Consider the following 20,569-nt stretch of genomic DNA (forward strand, 5'->3'; position numbering starts at 1 on the left):
AAAGTGCGGCGCTGAGCAACCCGGAGCAGGGGAGAAATTAGGGAGCAGGACGGTAAGCAGGTGCACCGAGTCGGATGAGCAAGGCCGGCCGGGGGCGCTTTTCGGCCGGGCTTCGCGGAGTAGCGAGGTGATTATTCCCCACGCTATTTTTTCGCAGCGCTGGTTGGGCGTTCTTCATCATGAAGTTGGATTGCACGATCCCGGTAGCAATTTTCTTGACACACAGATATGTTTTGGTTAGAATTTTGTCGCTTTTCTGCTCACCACATCACCAATGACGGGGGTTATCATTCATGTCCGATCCTTCTTACCAGCGCGCTCTTTCTCACCTGCATCAAATGCTTGGCGACGGCGCGGAGTTCCGGCCCGGCCAATGGGAAGCCATTGAAAAAGTGGCGATCCACAAACAGCGGGCTCTGGTGGTACAGCCCACCGGTTGGGGCAAGAGCTTAGTGTATTTCATCGCTACCCGGCTGTTGCGAGATGAGGGTAAAGGGTTGACGCTGTTGGTGAGCCCTTTGCTCTCGCTCATGCGCAATCAAATTGCAATGGCGAAGCGCATCGGTATTCGTGCCTACACCATCAACAGCAATAATGAAGAGGAATGGCCGTCGGTGGAGCGTGCACTGTGGCAAGATGCATGTGATGTTTTACTGATCGCGCCCGAGCGGTTAGCCAACCATAAATTCCAAAATCTATTGACCAACGTTATCCGCGGTCGGATCGGGCTATTTGTCGTGGATGAAGCCCATTGTATTTCGGATTGGGGGCATGATTTCCGTCCCGATTACCGGCGCATTGTGCGCATTCTTAAGGCGTTACCGCCCAATGTGCCGGTGTTGGGTACAACCGCCACCGCCAACGACCGTGTCCTAACGGATATCCGCGAGCAACTGGGCGAAGACCTGTTAATCCTGCGCGGCCCGCTGGCACGTAAATCCCTGTATTTGCAGAATATCGTGCTTCACAATCAAAGCGAACGTTTGGCTTGGTTGGCCGAGAATCTACCCCGTTTACCTGGGAGCGGGATTGTTTACTGCCTGACCGTCCCCGATACCGAACAGGTGGCTGCCTGGTTAAAGTCTCAAGGAATTGCGGCCGAAGCCTATCATTCCAGGAGCGAAAAACGTGAGGAGTTGGAGCAACGCTTCTTACGCAACGAGATCAAGGTCTTGGTAGCAACGGTGGCCTTGGGCATGGGGTTTGATAAGTCGGACGTTGGCTTTGTCATCCACTATCAGCGACCGGGCTCTCCTATCGCCTATTACCAGCAAATCGGGCGGGCAGGCCGCAGCTTAGACCATGCTTATTGTATTTTGCTCACCGGTGACGAGGATGAAGATATCCAAGACTACTTCATCGAATCCGCCTTTCCCCCGGTTCATGTTTTCAATCAGGTTCATCAGACCCTGGCTCAAAATAGCGGGCTTTCGCTTAACCAATTGATGGCGAAGATCAATGTAAGTAAAGGGATGCTTGAAAAGACGCTCAAGATTTTAGAGGTCGAGGGTCATATTGGCCGGCTCAATGGCCATAATAGTAGTTACTTTGCACGCAGCCAGACGTTGAATCTAGATACCGAGCGCATTGAGCGTATTACTCAGTTACGTCGGCATGAGCAGACCCAAATGCGGGAATACATTTACCACCAGGGCTGCCTGATGGCATTTTTACAGCAAGCGTTGGATGACCCTTATGCTGAGCCCTGCGGACATTGCGCGCAGTGTCGCGGGGAAGGACTACCCACCTCGGTTTCGACGGACTTGGTGCTAAAAGCCGAAGATTTCCTGAAGCATGAGATCATTCTCCTGCCTCCCCGCAAGCAACTTCCACCAGGATTGGTTCCTGATCTCTCCTTCCTTTCCTCCAGTTATCAAAATGCAACTGGACGCGCCTTGTGTCGCTATGGCCGCGTCGGATGGGGACGCCTGGTGCGAAGTGGTAAATATGAGGAAGGCCGTTTTGCGGATGAATTGGTTGAAGCGGCGGCGCAACTGATCAAGGAAGTGTGGAATCCTAATCCGTTTCCCCAATGGGTGACGGCGATCCCCTCGCGGCGACGACCGCATCTGGTGCCCGATTTCGCCCAGCGCTTAGCCCAACGTTTGGGCCTGCCCTTCTACCCGGTTTTGGAGCGTATCGCCGATGCGCCGCCCCAAAAGGACATGCAAAACAACTATATGCAGGCAAAAAATGTGCTCAACACGATTAAAATTAGCGGTAAGGTCCTTCCCGGACCAGTCCTGCTGGTTGATGATGTCTTTGACTCGGGTTGGACGATGACCATCGCCGGCTATTTGCTCCGAAAGAATGGCAGTGGGATCGTTTATCCATTTGCCTTGGCACAAGCGACCGCGAGGAACACATGACCCCTGTTTCCGATGATGCAAAAGCCATCCTTCTCCTTTGTTCACGACTGGGTTTACCTTCTGAACCCAGGGCTGCTAAACCAAGAGCAAAGGGAGAAACGTCGGGAGACGAAGAAATTGTTCCCCTCACCCCGACGGAATGGAACGCCTTAGCCGAGCGGTTGCGCCAGCATAATCTGCGCCCGGCGCATCTGTTGCAGATGCAAGAAGATGCCCTCATCCACCTTTTAGAGGGGGATGAAAGCAATGCTCACCGCTACCGGGTTTTGCTTGAGCGCGGGGTGGGGTTGGCCTTCGAACTGGAGCGCTTGGCCGATGTGGGGATTTTTCCTCTCACCCGTGCCGACGCGCTCTACCCAAAGCGTTATAAGGAACGTTTGGGCAAATTAGCGCCGCCGGTCTTGTTTTATGCCGGAAACATCGAACTGGTCGAACAGTCCGGGGTTGCCGTGGTGGGTTCACGTCACGCGGATGCGGTGGCGCAAGAGGCAGCTCAACGCATCGGAGAAGCCTGTGGTTACTCCGGATGGATTGTCTATAGCGGCGGGGCAAAAGGCGTGGACAGCCTGAGCATGCAAGCTGCGCTTGACGCCCACGGTTATGCGGTGGGGGTTTTGGGGGACAGCCTGATGCGCGCCTTACGCACCTGGGGGCAGTGGATTCGCAGCGGCCACCTGTGTCTCCTCACCCCCTATCACCCAGAAGCCGGTTTTTCGGTCCCCAATGCCATGGGGCGTAATAAACTCATCTACACCCTGGCCGACTGGGCGGTGGTGGTGGCAAGCGATAAAGAGAAGGGGGGCACCTGGGCCGGGGCAATCGAAGCACTTCGCTATCGCTGGGTGCCGGTGCTGGTGCTGACCTATAACGGTATGCCCCCGGGCAACCCGGCGCTGATTGAAAAGGGCGGTGTGGCGCTCCCGTATGAACGGCTGCTCCAGATTGAACCGGGTGCATTTAAACAGTGGCTCGTAGAAGCGGTGAACGCCGCCAAAACCACCCGCTTGCCAACGGCCAGCACGTCCGATTCCCGGCAACCCTCTCTTCTGGCCACCGCGCCCATCACCAAGGCGCCTGCTTCAGATGACTCGGCGAGGGTGGAACTCGCCGAAGCGCCATCACCATCGGAACCTCCAACCGAGCGGGTTTGGGCGGAAGTGCAGAACCTGCGCCATCATGTTGATCTACTGCGCGAAGAGATTCGGCATCTCCAATTCCAAATCGCATCTCTGCGTGAGGAGGTTGAGGCTCTTGGCAAGGCGAAAAAGCGCACTAAGGGCAAAGCGGACTCGGGAAAGGACCGCGACGAGCCGCCTCCACCCTTATTAAGGAATTTACCTTAGGGGATTTCCTATCTGTGCGCCAGGGGGTAGGCAAAGCGAACCCCCCATCAATTGTCTCACCCCCTTCCCCACCTCACGCGCCGTTTCCCCTTCCAGTATAATAACCAAGATCAGGCCCTGTTTTCGGGTCAATCCGACTCGACTGAGGTGACACCGTGCCGTTGAGCGATTGGCTGGCTTTTTTGAAGTGGGTGTTAGCCCTGGCGGCCCTGCAAGCACTGGGCTTGCCGCTGGCGTTTCGGCTTTTTGCCCGCCTGCCCGAGCGCGGTTATGCCCTGGCGAAATTGGTGGGTTGGCTCGCATTGGGTTACCTCACCTGGCTGTTGGGCTCCCTGGGCTTAGCCGGCAACGACCTCGGCGCCATCCTGCTGGGGGCACTGCTGGTGGCCGGCGCCGGCGCCCTATGGCTGGGCCCTCAGGGCTGGGCCGATCTGCGCACCTGGCTGCGCCGTGAGCGATCTTACATCCTGGCCGTGGAGGGCCTCTTTCTGGCCGCCTTCCTCGCCTGGACGCTGGTGCGTGCTTATAACCCAGCCATCCTGGGCACCGAAAAACCCATGGAATACATGTTCCTCAACGCCATCCTGCGCAGCCCCGCTTTGCCCCCGCAGGATGCCTGGCTTTCGGATCATGCCATCAGTTACTACTACTTCGGCTACTACCTGGTGGCGCTGCTGACCCGCCTTACCGCGGTGCCTGCAGCAGTGGCTTTTAACCTGGCGCTGGCCGCGCTCTTCGCCCTCAGCGCTCAGGCAGCGCTGGGGGTCGTGCTCAACCTGATCCTGATGGTCAAGGCGGCGCACCGTCCGACCCCGCCACCCCTGCTGAGCGGATTCGCGCCGGCACTGCTTGCTCCCCTGCTCTTGCTGGTGGTCGGCAATTTTTACGGCATCCTCGACCTGGCCCGGCAGAACCGCATCCTGGCCGAGGCCGAGATTCCCGTCCTCTATTACGATTTCGGCGACCTGGCGCAAGGGGGCAGCCAGCGCCCCGGTGTGCGTTTTGGTCCGCTCAACCTATGGGCCTGGCTGGATCTCAAACCTGACCCCTTGCCCCCCTCGACCACCAGCGGCTGGCATTGGGACCTGGGTAACTGGTTCTTCGCCGCCCGCACCCTGCATGACCGCGATCTGCTTGGGCGCGAGACCGAGGCAATAGACGAATTCCCGGCCTTTTCCTTCTTGCTGGGAGACCTGCATCCGCACCTCCTGGCGTTGCCCTTTGATGTGCTGGGGGTGGGGCTGGCCCTGGCCTGGCTGCTGCGTGGCCTGGGCGGCAGGCCGATGACCTGGCGCCGGGAGTGGCCCTTTACCGTGCTTTCCGCCCTCATCCTGGGTGGGCTGGCCTTCCTGAATACCTGGGATTTCCCGATCTATCTCTTCCTGATCGCGCTGGCCGACCTGGGCGGGTTGGGGCTGCGTGACGGGTGGGAAGCTGTGCGCAGCAGTTTCTGGCGACGGGTAGGAATCTGGGCGCTATTGGGCCTGGCCAGCCTGGCCCTGTACTGGCCTTACTTCCTGGTCACATTCCAATCGCAGGCCGGTGGCATCCTGCCTAACCTGATCTACCCCACCCGCTTCCAGCAGGCGGTGGTCATGTTTGGGCCACTATTGCTGCCGCTTTTCATCACCCTGCTCTGGTTGCGGGGGCGCGGGCGGGCCGGCTTTGATCCCCGTGCCGCCTGGACCCTAGGGATGGGAAGCGTGATCGGCCTGGCTGCTCTGGCAGTGGGCCTGGCCATGCTCTTAAGCCTGAACGCCGACCTGCGCGGGTTGATCTTTCAGGCACTCAGCCCGTTGCGTTGGGACGAGGCACTTGGTTTTCTGCTCCAGCGGCGGGTAGTGGATGGGCTGACGGTTCTGGTGGCAGCGCTGGGGTTGGCCTGGTCAGGCGGGCTGGCCGTGGGCTGGCTGCGGCGGGGCGAACGCGCCCCCTGGCCCTCCCCTTCCGAGCGTCCGGCGCTGTGGTTGATGCTGGCGCTGTTTTTCAGCGGCGCGCTGCTCTGGCTGGCCCCGGAATTCATCTATCTGCGCGATAATTTCGGCACCCGCATGAACACGCTGTTCAAGTTTTACTTTCAAACCTGGGTGCTGTGGAGTTTGGGCGGGGCGTTTGGGGTATGGTTTCTGGCGCAACACGCTGGACGGTTGGCGCGCGTCCTGGGGGTGGGGCTGAGTGCGGTGGGATTCCTGCTGGGCGGGTACTACCTGATCGGCAGCCTGCCGGCTAAGACGGGCAACTTCGCCGGCCCGCCCACGCTGGACGGCATGGCCTACTTTGCCGCGACCTACCCCAACGATTGGGCAGCCATCCGCTGGTTGCAGGACAATGCTCCCGCCACCGCCGTGTTGCTCGAGGGTTCGCGCGGGGCTTATTGGATTGAAGGGCGTTCCTCGCGTTTTGCCATGGCCACCGGCATCCCGACGCTGATGGGTTGGGCCAACCACGAAGCCCAGTGGCGCGGCAATTACTTTGGTCAGGTGGCCAGACGATTGCAAGACATCCAAACCCTTTACCAGACGCGGGATGACCTGGAAGCGCGCCTCCTGCTTGAACGCTACCACGTTGACTTTGTGATCGTCAGCGATTTGGAACGCCAGTGGTATCGCCCGCTGGATGAAACCAAATTTGAGCGCCTGATGCGCCGTGTCTTTCAGCATGGAGATGTGGTGATTTACCAGCGGTGAGGTCGTACCCCCTCACGAGCAGGCTCGCACGTCCACCAGCCAGCGGAAGTCACCTTTTCGGTTCTCGAGCCGATCCACCTCTTGAACGCAAGGCATTTGCCAGGCAGCCTGGAGCGCCGGTGGAAGTTGTTGCCAGGTGCGGGCATCCAGGTAGGCATACGTGAATCCCTCGCAATCCCACCATGTCCTTGATTCTAATCACTTCGTCCTATCCCCACATCTTAAAATTTTCTTTCTGACGGGGGATGAAATGTTTTACACCGCGTAAAGCAGTAAAATTAGCACCACAAGATAAACACCCCATGAGCCATCTACCGCCTCCACCTCGCGCTTCCATCGGACATCGCGCTGCCGCCCTGGCAGGGCGTTTGCTAGCCATCCCGGCCTTGCCCATGACCCTGCTCAGCCTCGTGATCGGTCTGGCGGCCGGGGCCGGGGTTTGGTTGTTCAAACAAGCCATAACGCTCTTTCAGTGGGGATTCTCCACCTTGTGGGTCAATCCCCTCGCCGTTCTGGGCCCCTTGCCGCGCATCCTCGTGCCGGTCCTGGGGGGACTGCTGGTAGCGGCGTTGGCGCAGCGCTTTTGGGCGCACGAAAAACTGCACGGTACCGCCAGCATCATTCAGGCGGTAGCGCTCTCCGGCGGGCGGCTACCCTACCGGATAGCACCGCTCAAAGCCCTTGCTGCCGCACTCTCTATCGGCGCCGGCGCTTCGGTTGGTCCGGAAGACCCTTCGGTGCAAATCGGGGCCAACCTGGGCTCGTGGGTGGGACAGCGCTTGCACCTTTCCGAGGATCGCACCCGCACCCTGGTCGCTGCCGGTGCGGCGGCGGCCATTGCCGCGGCCTTCAACGCACCGATTGCCGGCGTCTTCTTCGCCCTGGAAATCATCCTGGGCGAACTCGGCACCACGGCCCTGGGAATGATCCTGACCGCTGCGGTGATGGCAGCGGTGCTCACCCAGGCCCTGGTGGGGAGCATGCCGGCGTTCATGATCCCGGCCTATACCCTCAATTCGGTGTGGGAACTGCCGCTCTATCTCATCCTGGGGTTGCTGGCAGGCCTTCTGGCCGCAACCTATGGGCGATTGCTTTATGCCCTGCACGACCTCATAGCCGCCTGGTCGGCACCGCGCTGGCTCAAGACGGCGCTTACCGGCCTGGTGATCGGCGGGGTGGGCCTCTTTCTGCCCAAGTTGCTGGGGGTAGGGTATGAGACCATCGGCGCCGTCTTGCAGCAACAGGCCCTGCCCCTGCGGGTGGTCCTGCTGTTGCTGATCGGCAAGGTCATCCTGACCCCTTTGAGCCTGGCGGGGGGATTCGTGGGCGGGGTGTTTGCCCCGGCGTTGTTCATCGGGGCGATGCTGGGGGATGCGTTCGGCATCCTCGCCACCCTGCTCTGGCCCAACCTGGGGATCAACCCGGCGGCGTTTGCGCTGGTGGGAATGGCCGCCGTGCTGGCCGGCGCCGTGCACGCCCCGCTGACCGCCATCCTGCTGCTCTTTGAGATGACCCATGATTATCGCATCATCCTGCCGTTGATGTTCGCCGTAGCCGTCAGCTTGCTGATCTCGCAACACTTGCAACCGCAATCGGTCTACGCCCTCGGGCTCTCGCGCCTGGGCATTCGATTGGAGCGCGGGCGGGCGGTGGATGTGCTCGCCACCCTGACCGTGGGCGAGGTCATGCAACCCAACCGGCAGGCGCTGACCGAAGACATGCCCCTGGACACCGCCGCCGAGATCCTCGCTCACACGCGCCGGCACGGTATGCCGGTGGTGAATTCACAAGGCTGGTTGGTGGGTATGTTCACCCTGGCCGATCTGGATCGCGGGTTAGAGCGGGGACTGAAAACCGTGGGTGAAGCCTGCACCCGCCGTCTGATTACCGTTACCCCCACCGATACCCTTGCCGAAGCCATGCGGCGTATGAGTATGGGCGACCTGGGGCGCCTGCCGGTGGTGGATCCGGCCAACCCGCGGCAGTTGGTGGGGATCTTGCGGCGCTCTGATGCCATTCGGGCTTATGAGATCGCCCTCACCCGCCGGGTGGCTCAGGCCCAACGGCAAGCAGCGGCTCGCCTGGATGCCTTCACCCCCGCCACTGTGCGGGTCCACGAGGTCACCATCGCCCCGGGCGCGGCTGCCGAGGGCAAGCCATTACGGGATATTCCCTTCCCGCCGGGGTGTCTGGTGGCTTCGGTTCGCCGTGGCGATCAGATTGAGGTACCTAATGGTGAGACACGCCTTCAAGCCGGGGATGTGTTAACCCTGGTGGCTGAGGACGCTGTCTTGCCGAAAGCGCTGGCGATCTGTCAGGCGCCGCCGCCCGCGGAGCCGGCGTAACTTCCCCAAGATCCTCTCGACAGGTTGTCCGGGGCAAAAAGGTGGCGACGTCTTGCCAGGTGTGCCAGGCCTCGATCGGCCGCCGCGCCAGGTAGAACCGATCTTCCTATACGTATAAGTGCATTGGTGAGACCGAAAACTCCGCACCCGGCTTTTTCTCTCGCGCTCAAAGCCCAACTGCTTTTCTCCAGCCGTAGATTGCCCAACAATTCACCCGTTCAAGGGGGTATAATAATTATGAAAACCCTCGTTTGGAGCAACGCATGGAGCAACGCAAGATTCGCGTCCTGATCGCCAAGCCCGGCCTGGATGGACACGACCGCGGAGCCAAGATTGTGGCGCGTGCCCTGCGCGACGCCGGCATGGAGGTGATCTACACTGGCCTGCGCCAGACCCCGGAGATGATCGCCGAAGCCGCCCTGCAAGAAGACGTGGATGTAATCGGTCTCTCCATCCTCTCCGGCGCGCATATGAGCCTGGTGCCGCGCGTGCTCGAACTGCTGCGGGCCAATGGTCAGGAGCACGTGCTGGTCTTTGTGGGTGGCATTATCCCTGAAGAAGATGTGCCGGCCCTGCTCGCCCTGGGGGTCAAAGCGGTCTATGGGCCGGGCACACCGACCCAGACCATCGTCGAGGATATTCGCCGCGCCGTGCTCGCAACTCAGGGCAGCGCGGTTTAGGGCCGGGGGAAGCACCGATGCAGATGGTGGAAGCGATTCTGGCGGGTCAGCGGCTGGCACTAGCCCGCCTACTGACCCTGATTGAGAATGATGCCCCCGAGGGCTGGGCTATGCTGGATGCGCTCTACCCGCGCACCGGGCAGGCCCACCTGATCGGGGTTACCGGTGCCCCGGGCGTGGGCAAGTCCTCACTGGTCAACCAGATTGCGCGGGCACTGCGCCATCCCCAGGATGGCGAACCGCCCCAAACGGTAGCCATCGTCGCCGTGGATCCCACCAGTCCCTTTAGCGGCGGAGCGCTGCTCGGGGATCGCGTGCGCATGCGAGATCTCAGCGGCGATCCCGGTGTGTTCATCCGTTCGATGGCCTCGCGAGGCGCGCTGGGCGGCCTCGCCCCCACCACCGCCGCGGTGGTGCAGGTGTTGGATGCGGCCGGCTTTAAGGTCATCCTGATCGAGACGGTCGGTGCCGGCCAGGCCGAAGTGGAAATTGCGCGTCTGGCCCATACCACAATCGTGGTCGAAGCCCCTGGCGGAGGCGATGACATCCAGGCCATCAAGGCCGGCCTGCTCGAAATCGCCGACCTGCTGGTGATCAATAAGGCCGACCGCCCCGGCGCCGATCTGACCGAGCGCGCGCTGCGCAGCATGCTCGAATTGGGCTATCCGCGCGGGCATCACCACCCTGAGGAGTGGGCGGTCGCTACGACCCAGCCGAAAGAGACATGGGTGCCGCCCATTCTGCGCACGGTCGCTACCGAGGGCAAGGGCATTCCGGAGGTGGTGCGCGCGTTGCGCGCCCATGCCGACTACCTGCGTGCCAGCAGTCAGTGGCAGGCGCGCGAACAGGCCCGCCTCAAGGATATCCTCGATCATATGCTGCAGGCGGCATTGCTGGCCCGCTGGCAGGCCGGTCTCCCGCACGGCTTCTACCAGGAGGTCGTCCAGCGCCTGCTGCGACGGGAACTCTCCCCGCATCAAGCCCTGGAGGTTCTGCTCAATCAAATGCCCATCCCGAGTGCGGAAAATTCCCGCCTCGTGCCTTGAAAGCCATCTTTTGTGAGGAGTGATCTGCATGGAACGCACACTTATCGCCCATCTCCCCCAGGCCATTGGTCAAAAGGTCAAGATCCAGGGTTTCCTGCACACCTTGCGCGACCAGAAGACAATGCAGTTTCTCATCCTGCGCGATCGCAGCGGCATGGTGCAGGTCGCCTTTTACAAGAAGGCCGACCCTGCCCTGGCCGAGCAGATCTCACGCTTGACCAACGAATCGGTGTTGACAATCACCGGCACGGTGGTCGAGAACCCCATCGTCAAACTGGGCGGGCTGGAAGTGCAACTGGAAACCCTGCAGGTGGAGAGCCTGGCCGAAGCACCTCTGCCCTTGGATCCGACCGCAGAGGTCTTGCCCTCCCTGGATTACCGCCTGGACTGGCGCTTCCTGGATATGCGCCGTGAGCCGGTCACCGCGTTCTTCGAGATTCAGACGACGCTGGAGATGGCGTTCCGCGAATATTGGTTGCAGCACGGCTTTATCGAGATCCATTCGCCCAAACTGATGGGCTCCGCCAGCGAGAGCGGCGCCGAACTGTTTGAAGTGCAGTATTTTGATACCAAGGCCTACTTGGCCCAATCGCCCCAGTTCTACAAACAAATGGCGATGGCGGCGGGCTTCGAGCGCGTCTTCGAGATTGGGCCGGTCTTTCGCGCCGATCCCTCATTCACCTCGCGCCACATGACCGAGTTCACCGGCCTGGACATGGAGATGTCCTACATCGAATCGCATGAAGACGTCATGCGCTTCCTGGAAAACATGCTCCATTACGTCTATCAGCGCGTCGCCGAGAAGCACGCCGCCGACATCGAAACCCACTTTGGGGTGCAAATCGAGGCCCCCAGCGTGCCCTTCCCACGCATCCCGATGGCCGAGGCAGTGGAGATCCTCAAACGCGAGGGCTACACCCTGCCCCCGGAGAAGAAAGGCGATATTGACCCCGGCGGCGAGCGCACCCTGGCGCAATACGTGCGCCGCGAGTTCAACCATGATTTCTTCTTCCTCACCGATTGGCCCTGGACGGTACGTCCGTTTTACCATATGCGCCACCCCGAGCGCCCCGACCTGACCCGCTCGTTCGATCTGATTGCGAAGGGCACCGAGATCGTCACCGGCGCCCAGCGCGAGCATCGCTACCCTATCCTGCGCGAGCAGGCGCTGGAAAAAGGGCTCTCGCTCGAGCCGATTCAGTTCTACCTGGATTTCTTCCGCTACGGTTGTCCGCCGCATGGCGGGTTTGGTCTCGGCCTCTCGCGGTTGATGATGGTCATGCTCAACCTGCCCAACATCCGCGAGGCGGTCTTCCTCTTCCGCGGTCCCAATCGCTTGCATCCGTAAGCCGCGCACTTGCACTTTAACCTCTGGAGGGAATGCGTGATCGTTGGTCAAGGAATTCGTTTGCGTGCCATCGAACGGGAGGATTTGCCCCGTTTTGTCGCCTGGATGAATGACCCTGAGGTGCGCCAGGGGCTGAACCTGATTTACCCGCTCTCTATGGCGCAGGAAGAACGTTGGTTTGAACAGATGCTCCAGCGCCATCCGGCCGAGCAGGTGCTGGGGATTGAGGTCGAGATTGGGGGGGTATGGACGCTGATCGGCACCTGCGGCCTGCATAACGTGGATTGGGTCAATCGGCAGGCCGAACTGGGCATCTCCATCGGCGATAAAGCCTTCTGGAACCGTGGGTATGGACGGCGTGCGGTCGGCCTGTTGTTACGCCATGCGTTCAATACCCTTAACCTTAACCGCGTCTACCTGCGCGTCTATGAGACGAACCCCCGTGCGATCCGGGCGTATGAACACGCCGGTTTCACCCTGGAAGGACGCCTGCGCCAGGCGCGCTTCCAGAACGGGCGCTATGTGGACGAATTGATCATGAGCGTCCTGCGCAGTGAGTGGCAGGATGTGGAGGACTAGGAGAGGAGGTCGGTAGCCCATGCCCAACCACACCCGACACGAACGTATGATGTACGGCGGCATCCGCCTCTTTGCCGGGACGGCGTGCCCCGAACTGGCCCAAGCCATTGCGGAATATCTGGGGTTGCCCCTGTGCGGGCGCGATGTGATCACCTTTCCCAACGACAACCTCTTCGTCCGCCTCCATTCCAGCGTGCGCGGGCAAGATTGTTATGTGATCCAGACCACCTCGGCGCCGGTGCACCGTAACCTGATGGAACTGCTAATCATGATCCAGACCCTGCGCCTGGATTCGGCGGCGCGCATCACGGCAGTGGTGCCCTATCTGTGCTACGCCCGCTCGGACAAGAAGGACCAGCCCCGCGTGCCCATCACTGCCCGTCTGGTCGCCGATATGATCGAGGTGGCTGGGGCGGATCGCTATATCACCATGGACCTGCACGCCGGGCAAATTCAGGGTTTTTTCTCCATCCCCGGCGATGTGCTGACCGCTTTCTACCTGCTCACCGATTACTTCAAGACCCAACTGCCGCAGATGTACAACCCGGTCGTCGTGACGGTGGATCTGGGCTTCGCCAAGAAGGCGCGCAACTACGCTCAGGCATTGCACTTGCCCCTGGCCTTCATCGAAAAGCGACGCGTCGCCAACGATGCCCGCGCCGAAGCGCTAACCCTGATCGGGGATGTCTATGATCGCGATGTGATCCTGGTGGATGATGAGGTGGATACCGGCGTCTCGGTGGTGCAGGCCGTCAACCTGGTTAAGGATAACGGCGCGCGCAATGTGTACGTCTCGTTCGTGCACCCGGTGCTCTCACTGGACGCCGCCGATCGTCTGGCTGCCCTGCCGGTGCGTCAGTTTGTGACCACCGATTCCATTCCCATCCCGCCGGAGAAGCGGGCTAAATTCGGCGAGCGGCTTAAGGTTCTGACCATTGCCCCCTTGCTGGGCGAGGTGATCCGCCGCACCAACGAAGGCCGCAGCGTGGGTGAACTCTTCAACGAGTGAGGGTAACGCTCATGCCGGAACTGCCCGAGGTGGAGACGATTGCGCGGTGGTTGCGGGAGGGCCGCGCCACCGAACCGCCTCTGCTCGGGCGCACCATTACCGCGGTGGAGGTGCACTGGCCACGCACTCTCGCCGCGCCTGACCCGGCCACTTTTGCCCAGCGCCTCACCGGCCAGCACGTCACGGCCATTGGCCGGCGCGGCAAGTTCCTGCGCTGGGTGTTGTCCGGGGGTGGGGTGGTCTTGCTGCACCTGCGCATGAGCGGTGATTTGCGCTGGCAACCCCCACCGGCTGCGTCGCCCCAGCCTCATGACCGCCTGGTGTTCGCGTTTGCCGATGGGTGGCGCCTGGCATTCAACGATCCGCGCAAATTCGGGCGGGTGTGGCTGGTGGAGGATGAGACAAGCGTCCTCGGCGACCTCGGGCCGGAACCCCTCGACCCCGACCTCAGCGCTGCGGACTTTTATGCCCGCTTACAGGCCTCGCGCGCCCGCCTCAAGCCGCTATTGCTCGACCAGCGCTTCCTGGCCGGCCTGGGCAATATCTATGCCGATGAAGCGCTGTTCCAGGCTGGCTTGCATCCCCTGCGCCCGGCCCACACCCTCTCCCGCACCGAGGCGGAACGTCTCTTGCACGCCATCCGGCAGGTACTGCGGGCTGGCATTGCCCACCACGGCGCCAGCATTGATTGGGTCTACCGCGGGGGCGATTTTCAGAATCATTTTGCGGTGTATCGGCGTGCCGGCCAGCCTTGTCTGCGCTGCGGTACACCGATTCAACGGCAACTTGTAGGTCAACGCAGCACGCACTTCTGTCCCCACTGCCAGGTGTAATGTGAACCATTGTAGGTCAACTGTGAGTGAGGTGGGTTGTGATGCAACAAGTTCTTCTCCTTATCCTCGTTGGTATATTGGGCTTTTTATTGGGGGCGCTGGTCGTCTGGCTGTGGGGTGAGCGCGAGCGGCGGTCCGCTGCCGCGGGTGAACCTACAGCACCGGCGTCAAAAACCGAGACTGCATCATCCACGGCTGCACCCTCGCGGCAACCCCCGTTCAGCGACGCCTCGCACGTCTTTGTCACCCGGCTCTGGCGTGACCGCAGCACCGGGCAGTTGCTGGTCGAGGTAGATGGCATGCTTCATGCAACTCCAGATACCTTGACCGATGAGCAGCGCCAGCGCCTGTGCACGGCGGCGGAGACTTGGTCGCTCTGGCTGGGGCTGCACTCCCCCAACCCTCCCGTATCACCCCCGCCCCCTGCACCACCCAGTGTCTTCACCGTGCCCATCGAGACGCTCATAACTCCCCCGGCTGAACCCCCGCGTGAGGGCAGCATTGTGGAACAGATTGATGCCATCCTCCAAGAGTTACTGGCCACTTCCCCTTATGCCGACCGCCGCGTGCGTCTGGTCGAGGAGCCCCAACACGGCGTGGTGGTGTGGGTGGGCCTGGAACGCTATGGGAGCATTGATGACGTGCCCGATGAGGGCATCCGCGCCCTGATTCAGGAAGCGGTGCGCCGTTGGGAAGGCTGACTCCGCCGTGTTAGTCACTTGGATCTCGAACCCCAGGCGTAGCGCGGCTCAAATTTACACGTAAAGGTGATTCACCATGCCCAAATTCCGCGTTCTGGCGTTCGGGGTTGTCCTCCTCACCCTGTGGCTGACTGGCATAACGCAACCGGCTTGGGGCAGTCCACCTCCGCCCCAACCTCAAACCACCCCCCTGGTTGACCCGGCCCTTGCCGCCGCACTGGAAGCGAAAATCAACCAGCACCAGTTTGAGGTGCTGGCGTTCACCCTGTATCGCGTCAAGATCGAGCGCGTGGTCGAGTCGCCGGATGGCCGGCTGGCAGTGCTCTGGCTGGCACTGGTGGATGCGGAGAGCGGAGAGGTCATCCCTGCCGAGCCGGGCCTCGCCATTGCCCGCCGCGATACCCTGGGAGCGCTGAGCACCGACTGGCAGGTCACCTTGCAGGCCGATGGCGACTGGGCACAAACCCTGGCCGCGGTTCCGGATGACCTGCTCGATCCCGAAGTGCGCGCTCGCTACGCCGCCCCCAGCACCGAGCAACTGCAGGCCCTGGCGACCGTGTACCGCGGCTACAAACTGCCCTGGGCCGGCGGGTTGAAGAAGCGGCTCAGCGGCTCCATCGGTCATTTCCTTTGGTATTACTCGTGCAGCATTGACTACTGTCGTTATGCCTATGACTTTGCCGATGGCACCATGTTCCCCATCCTGGCGGCCCGCGGGGGAACGGTCTATATGGCGAAATGGGACTGCCCCAACGGCTCGGAGACGTGCAGCAACTATATCGTGCTCAAAGACGTCACCACCGCGCCCACTACGTACCAACTTTACCTGCACCTGGCCTATGACAGCATTCCGCCGAACCTGCGCCAGGTGGGTGCTATCGTGCGCCAGGGGCAATTTATCGGCAATGCCGATGATACCGGTTACAGCACCGGCCATCACCTGCACTTTCACGTCCACACCAATCCTACCTGGTACTGGGGTTCGTCGGTGGACATTCGCTTTGATGATGTCAGCATCAACGACGGCACGCCGCGCAATTGCTACGAGGCCAGCCGTTGGCCGAGTTACGGCACCCAGTGCCAGGATGAATACGTTTCGGGGAACTACGGTGCCTTCCCGCCCAGCGGCAACCTGACCCTGCCCCAGGCGGGTGAGGTGATCACCAATGGGCGGGTGTTGATCGGCGGCACCGCCAGCGATGATATTGCCGTCACCCGCGTTCAGCCCATCGTGCGCGGCCTGGATGGGCAATGGCGCGAGATCGGCAGCCCTTTCACGAGCACGCCCTTTGTGGGCGAGATTGATCTATGCAGCCTGGGCTTGCCCAACGGCCCGGTGGATGTGGCTTTCTACGCCTGGGACTACGAAGGCAACCGTTCCCCCGAACCGCTGGGGATGCGCACGGTGCTCAACCGTTCCAACTGCGCCCCACCCCCACCGGCCTGCACGATCTCCAGTACCCAGGTGGCGCTCTTCAGCCAACCCGACTACCAGGGCGCCTGCGTGGTGTTGGGCCTGGGCGAATACAGTAACGCCGGTAGTTTTGGTGCAGTAGGTGACAATAACACTGCCTCCATCCTGGTCGGGAGCGGCGTGCGCGCCCTGCTCTACGATCTACCCGACTTTCAGGGGCGCACCGAAGCCCTCGAAGCCAGCGACACCAATCTAGGCGATAACCCGCTCGGCAGGGGGCGGCTTTCCTCGCTCAAGGTGCAGACGCGCAGCACCACGCTGGGCCCCCCCACGTTGATCACCCCGGCTTACGCGGCAGATCTCAACCAGCCGGATACCCTCTACTTCACTTTCCGCAGCGAGGGCGCCACCCGCTACCGCCTGGACGTGCGCCGCCACGCGGATAACCAAAACGTGTTCACCGCCGATGGCTTGCGCAGCCCGGCCGCGGTATTAGGCACCCTGCCGGCGGCCAACCCGGCCACCAAATACGTCTGGCGGGTCACGGCTTACAACTCAGCTTCCGCCGGCGGTGTCTCTCAAGAGCAATCCTTTGAGGTTTTTCCGCCCTATCTTTCCGGCGGTACCTCGCCAGCGCTCCCTTATCAGGCTTCGTTCGATGCCGATGGTGAAGGCTGGTTGGCTACGGGCGCCTGGCAGTGGCGCACGCCCGCCCTCAGCGGCGCCAGCGCGGCGTGGGTGGCCAGCGGCAACACCAGCGGTGACCTGACCTCGCCGCCGATCAACATCCCGGCCAGCGGTACCTACTACCTGCGCTTTCGTTATTACGCTGATACCGAATCCCCCGAACCCTATTGGGATCAGCGCTGGTTGCAGATCGCCGGCGCGGATGGCCTTTTCCGTAACGTCTGGCAGTTCTACGACGACCCGCCGCGCACCTGGGTGGAGAGCCCGGCTATCTCGCTGGCCGCCTACGCCGGGCAAACGATCCGGGTGCGGTTTCATTTCAACCCACTGGATAGTTACTACAACGGTGGCTTGGGCTGGGTGGTGGATGACCTGAGCATCTCCGCGGAGACCCCGCCGACGTGCGGTGAGAGCACGCCTAACGACACCCTGAACACCGCCACCCCCCTCACCGTTGGGCAGAGTGCGAGCGGCGTCATCTGCCCGGCAGGGGATGTGGATTACTATCGTTTCAGCGGGCAGGCCGGTCAACGCCTCGCTATCCGCCTGGATGCCCAGCGCAACGGTTCGCCCCTGGATGCCATCCTGACCCTCTACGATGCCCAGGGCAACCGCCTGGCCGAGAACGACGACCTGGTGCTGTACCAGATGAACGACCCCGCCCTCAGCTACACCCTGCCCACCAGCGGCACGTACTACCTCAAGGTGCGCGCCTGGGGGCACCCCGGGGTGGGGGACGCCGACCAGACCTACACCCTCCAGGTGCAGGTTGACAGCACGCCGCCCACGTTGAATCTCACCACGCCGGCCACGTCCTGGGTGCCGAACGGGGCACTGACCATGCAGGCCCAGGCCAGCGACGGCGAGAGCGGCGTTGCACTGGTCAACTTCTACTGGCGGGCTAATCCCCGCGCGCCCTGGCAGTTAATGGGCCAGGATTGGGACGGGCGCGACGGCTGGACCTGGGCGACCTCCAGCACTGCCCTGGCCGGGGGTGACCTATATGTGGAAGCGGTGGATTTCGGCGGCAATCGCAGCGGCGACCTGCGCCTGGGCCTGCGCGTGGATGCCAACCCGCCCAGCGTTTCTCTTGACCCGCTGACCACACCTAACCGCAGCACGGCGGTGCGCCTGGCTTGGGCGGCGCAGGATGCCGAAACCGGCGTGGCCGGGATAACCTTGCAAGCCCGCGTGGGCGGAGGTGACTGGCAACCCCTCAGCGGTAGCCTCACCGTCCCGCGCGGCAGTGCCTGGTATGTGGGCACGTGGGGGCAAACGCTGTCCTTCCGCGCCCAGGTATGGGATTATGCGGGTTACGTCAGCGCCTGGTCGGAAGAACGCAGCACCCAAATCGAAGCCTCCTGCCAGCCCGATGGTTACGAGCCCGGCGATGACACCCTTGACGGCGCCACCTCCCTGGGGGTAGGCGTGGCGCAGGAACATACCCTCTGTCGCGGAGGGAGCGGGGTGAACGATGAGGATTGGCTGACCGTCGAGATCGCCGACCCCAAGCCTTATCTCTTTGCCGTGCGCTCGCTGGACGGTGGCGCGGCCGTGCGGGTCGAAATTTATGCCGCGGATGGCAGCACCCGCCTGGCGACGTTCGCCGCCCCCGACCTGGGCCGCGATTTGCTCTTCACCTGGACGCCACCGCAGGCCGGTCGTTATGCCCTCCGCCTCACACCGCTTGTCACCGGTCTGGCCGGGAGCGCTGCGCGTTATAGCGTTAGTTACAATGAAGCGGCTTTCCTCTACCTGCCACTGGTGAGCCGATGAACGCTCAACCCTGGGTGTAAGATCAATGTCCCTCTCTGCCTCGGCCTCCCCGCGCGCTGTGGAAGCGTAAAGAATCAAGCCTTTGACGCGCTGTTCATCATGGCGTTCCGGAAAAGCCCGGGTCTCCTTTTATGGCGGCTAGATTGAGCGAGGGGATTCCACTGCCTTGATCTTGAGATGGTTATAATTAGACCCAAGGTGCTCTTACACATTCATTAAGAACATATGGCATTTCTGCCCCGCTGTGCCGAGGGAATCCAGGGACGTCTTCCCAAAGCTTTCGGACACTTACACAATGGAGTTTGCCATGCCTACGCTTTCCCCCACCTTGCAAGATGAAGTCGTTGCCTTGTTGCAAGCCCTGGTGCGCACGCCCAGCCTCTCCGGTCAGGAAAGGGCTCTGGCCGATCTGGTGGAAGCCAGGCTGCGCCGGCTGTCGTTCGATCACGTGGAGCGTGATACCTGGGGTAACGTCATTGCCAGCCGCCAGGGGTATGCTCCCGGCCCACACCTGCTCTTCGATGCCCACATGGATGTGGTGGCCCCGGGTGAGGCAACAGCCTGGGCCGGGGGTGATCCGTACAGCGGTCGCCTGGAGGGGGGACGCGTGTGGGGGCGCGGCGCTACCGACACCAAAGGCAGCCTGGCGGCCATGCTGATCGCGATTGGTCACCTGCCCGCGACCGAATTCCGCGGCACCTTGACCGTGGTGGCCAGCGTGGGTGAAGAGACCCTGGAGGGGGCGGCGCTGGGGCAGGTCTGCGCCCAGTTACGCCCGGATCTGGTCATCATCGGCGAGCCGACCGAGGGCCGCCTGGGCATCGGCCAGAAGGGACGGGCCAAACTGTGGTTCCGCGCCCAGGGCCGCCCGGCGCATTCCTCCACACCTGAAGAGGGCCACAACGCCATCTACGTCGCCGCCGAGGTCGTCCAGCGTATTCGTGCCCTGCCGCTACTCACGCATCCCATCCTGGGGGCAGGGGTGATGGAAGCGCTGGATATTCACTCCGAGCCCTACCCCAGCGCTTCGACCATCCCCTACACCTGTCTGGTGCGCTACGACCGTCGCCTGGTGGTTGGAGAGACACCTGAGAGCGTCCTGCAACCCTATCGCGAGGCTTTCGGCGGGCGGGAAGACCTGACCTTTGGCTTTGAAGAGGTCACCCTGAGCACTTACACCGGCGCCACCCTGCGCACCCCGGATTTCCACCCCGCTTGGCTGTGGGCAGAGAGCACGCCCTGGGTACAGCAGGCGCTAGCGAGTTTGCGTGCGGCAGGTCTGCGCGCCGAGACCTTCATCGCCCCCTACTGCACCAACGCCAGCACTACCGCCGGCGAACTGGGCCTCCCGACCCTGATTTACGGCCCTTCCAGCATTGCCCTGGCGCACAAAGTCAATGAATACATTGAGGTCAATGACGTCCTGGCCGCGGTGCTGGGTTACCAGGCATTAGCAAAGGGGCTGAGGGAGATAGGTTGACCTTGACAAACAAGGGAGACCTAACAGGTTTGTCCGGTTTTCAGGGTTGCTTGTCCTCTGAAACGTTTGGTCGTTGCCTATGATGAGAAGGCTTCCTGTTATCATTTTGGTCGGGATGATCGGCACCGTGCGCTTTGAGGGGGTACAGCCGGGGCAGTGCCTTATCCGCAACGGCGCGTTTCAGGTTACCATCAAGGTAGTTGAACAGCCATAATGAGCAAGGAATAGATTGTCGGCTTTTTGGTTGATGTTAACGGCTATCCAGAGCAATT

At 61.8% G+C, this 20,569-nt stretch carries 14 protein-coding genes; all 14 read left to right on the plus strand.

The genetic code is table 11. The features are described 5' to 3' along the window. Window positions 1-293: 293 nt before the first annotated feature. The 14 genes from QYE77_RS08545 to QYE77_RS08610 all read left to right on the plus strand — a co-directional run bounded on the left by QYE77_RS08545 (window position 294) and on the right by QYE77_RS08610 (window position 20,511). A complete protein-coding gene (locus QYE77_RS08545) occupies window positions 294-2,369 on the plus strand; it encodes a RecQ family ATP-dependent DNA helicase (RefSeq protein WP_315624973.1) in 2,076 nt (691 codons plus the stop codon). Beyond that, window positions 2,366-3,712: a DNA-processing protein DprA gene (locus QYE77_RS08550; protein ID WP_315624974.1), complete on the plus strand. Its 1,347-nt coding sequence runs from the start codon at window positions 2,366-2,368 to the stop codon at window positions 3,710-3,712. Before QYE77_RS08545 ends, QYE77_RS08550 begins: the two co-directional genes overlap by 4 nt. A 155-nt stretch (window positions 3,713-3,867) precedes the next feature. Continuing rightward, the gene (locus tag QYE77_RS08555) at window positions 3,868-6,399 is read left to right on the plus strand and encodes a DUF2298 domain-containing protein (protein WP_315624975.1); all 2,532 of its coding nucleotides are present in this window, start codon (window positions 3,868-3,870) and stop codon (window positions 6,397-6,399) included. 302 nt (window positions 6,400-6,701) lie between these two features. Continuing rightward, a complete protein-coding gene (locus QYE77_RS08560; protein ID WP_315624976.1) occupies window positions 6,702-8,744 on the plus strand; it encodes a chloride channel protein in 2,043 nt (680 codons plus the stop codon). A 263-nt stretch (window positions 8,745-9,007) separates the two neighbouring features. Beyond that, window positions 9,008-9,424: a cobalamin B12-binding domain-containing protein gene (locus QYE77_RS08565; RefSeq protein WP_315624977.1), complete on the plus strand. Its 417-nt coding sequence runs from the start codon at window positions 9,008-9,010 to the stop codon at window positions 9,422-9,424. Window positions 9,425-9,441: 17 nt separating this feature from the next. After that, a complete protein-coding gene (gene meaB / locus QYE77_RS08570) occupies window positions 9,442-10,470 on the plus strand; it encodes a methylmalonyl Co-A mutase-associated GTPase MeaB (protein WP_315624978.1) in 1,029 nt (342 codons plus the stop codon). A gap of 28 nt (window positions 10,471-10,498) precedes the next feature. Then, entirely contained in the window at window positions 10,499-11,818 is a 1,320-nt protein-coding gene (gene aspS, locus QYE77_RS08575) for an aspartate--tRNA(Asn) ligase (protein WP_315624979.1), read from the plus strand. A 36-nt stretch (window positions 11,819-11,854) separates the two neighbouring features. Beyond that, window positions 11,855-12,397: a GNAT family N-acetyltransferase gene (locus QYE77_RS08580; protein ID WP_315624980.1), complete on the plus strand. Its 543-nt coding sequence runs from the start codon at window positions 11,855-11,857 to the stop codon at window positions 12,395-12,397. Between the two features lie 19 nt (window positions 12,398-12,416). Further along, window positions 12,417-13,406 carry a ribose-phosphate diphosphokinase gene (locus QYE77_RS08585; RefSeq protein WP_315624981.1) on the plus strand — a complete coding sequence of 330 codons (990 nt, stop codon included), beginning with the start codon at window positions 12,417-12,419 and terminating at the stop codon, window positions 13,404-13,406. 11 nt (window positions 13,407-13,417) lie between these two features. Continuing rightward, on the plus strand, window positions 13,418-14,239 hold the full coding sequence (gene mutM / locus QYE77_RS08590; RefSeq protein ID WP_315624982.1) for a bifunctional DNA-formamidopyrimidine glycosylase/DNA-(apurinic or apyrimidinic site) lyase: 822 nt from the start codon (window positions 13,418-13,420) through the stop codon (window positions 14,237-14,239). 41 nt (window positions 14,240-14,280) lie between these two features. Continuing rightward, the gene (locus QYE77_RS08595) at window positions 14,281-14,940 is read left to right on the plus strand and encodes a hypothetical protein (RefSeq protein ID WP_315624983.1); all 660 of its coding nucleotides are present in this window, start codon (window positions 14,281-14,283) and stop codon (window positions 14,938-14,940) included. A gap of 76 nt (window positions 14,941-15,016) precedes the next feature. After that, entirely contained in the window at window positions 15,017-18,817 is a 3,801-nt protein-coding gene (locus tag QYE77_RS08600; RefSeq protein ID WP_315624984.1) for a pre-peptidase C-terminal domain-containing protein, read from the plus strand. 307 nt (window positions 18,818-19,124) lie between these two features. Next, a complete protein-coding gene (locus QYE77_RS08605; RefSeq protein ID WP_315624985.1) occupies window positions 19,125-20,297 on the plus strand; it encodes a M20/M25/M40 family metallo-hydrolase in 1,173 nt (390 codons plus the stop codon). Window positions 20,298-20,376: 79 nt separating this feature from the next. Then, window positions 20,377-20,511, plus strand: coding sequence for a hypothetical protein (locus tag QYE77_RS08610; RefSeq protein WP_315624986.1), 135 nt, complete (start codon window positions 20,377-20,379; stop codon window positions 20,509-20,511). Window positions 20,512-20,569 lie beyond the last annotated feature (58 nt).

The organism is Thermanaerothrix solaris, from assembly GCF_032334255.1.
Taxonomy (GTDB): Bacteria; Chloroflexota; Anaerolineae; order Anaerolineales; family Anaerolineaceae; genus Thermanaerothrix; species Thermanaerothrix solaris.

Coding starts and splice junctions, on each gene's coding strand:
- mutM (WP_315624982.1), top strand. CDS start 13,418: ATGCCGGAACTGCCCGAGGTGGAGACGATTGCGCGGTGGTTGCGGGAG.
- QYE77_RS08605 (WP_315624985.1), top strand. CDS start 19,125: ATGCCTACGCTTTCCCCCACCTTGCAAGATGAAGTCGTTGCCTTGTTG.
- QYE77_RS08560 (WP_315624976.1), top strand. CDS start 6,702: ATGAGCCATCTACCGCCTCCACCTCGCGCTTCCATCGGACATCGCGCT.
- QYE77_RS08610 (WP_315624986.1), top strand. CDS start 20,377: ATGATGAGAAGGCTTCCTGTTATCATTTTGGTCGGGATGATCGGCACC.
- meaB (WP_315624978.1), top strand. CDS start 9,442: ATGCAGATGGTGGAAGCGATTCTGGCGGGTCAGCGGCTGGCACTAGCC.
- QYE77_RS08595 (WP_315624983.1), top strand. CDS start 14,281: ATGCAACAAGTTCTTCTCCTTATCCTCGTTGGTATATTGGGCTTTTTA.
- QYE77_RS08545 (WP_315624973.1), top strand. CDS start 294: ATGTCCGATCCTTCTTACCAGCGCGCTCTTTCTCACCTGCATCAAATG.
- QYE77_RS08585 (WP_315624981.1), top strand. CDS start 12,417: ATGCCCAACCACACCCGACACGAACGTATGATGTACGGCGGCATCCGC.
- QYE77_RS08565 (WP_315624977.1), top strand. CDS start 9,008: ATGGAGCAACGCAAGATTCGCGTCCTGATCGCCAAGCCCGGCCTGGAT.
- QYE77_RS08600 (WP_315624984.1), top strand. CDS start 15,017: ATGCCCAAATTCCGCGTTCTGGCGTTCGGGGTTGTCCTCCTCACCCTG.
- aspS (WP_315624979.1), top strand. CDS start 10,499: ATGGAACGCACACTTATCGCCCATCTCCCCCAGGCCATTGGTCAAAAG.
- QYE77_RS08550 (WP_315624974.1), top strand. CDS start 2,366: ATGACCCCTGTTTCCGATGATGCAAAAGCCATCCTTCTCCTTTGTTCA.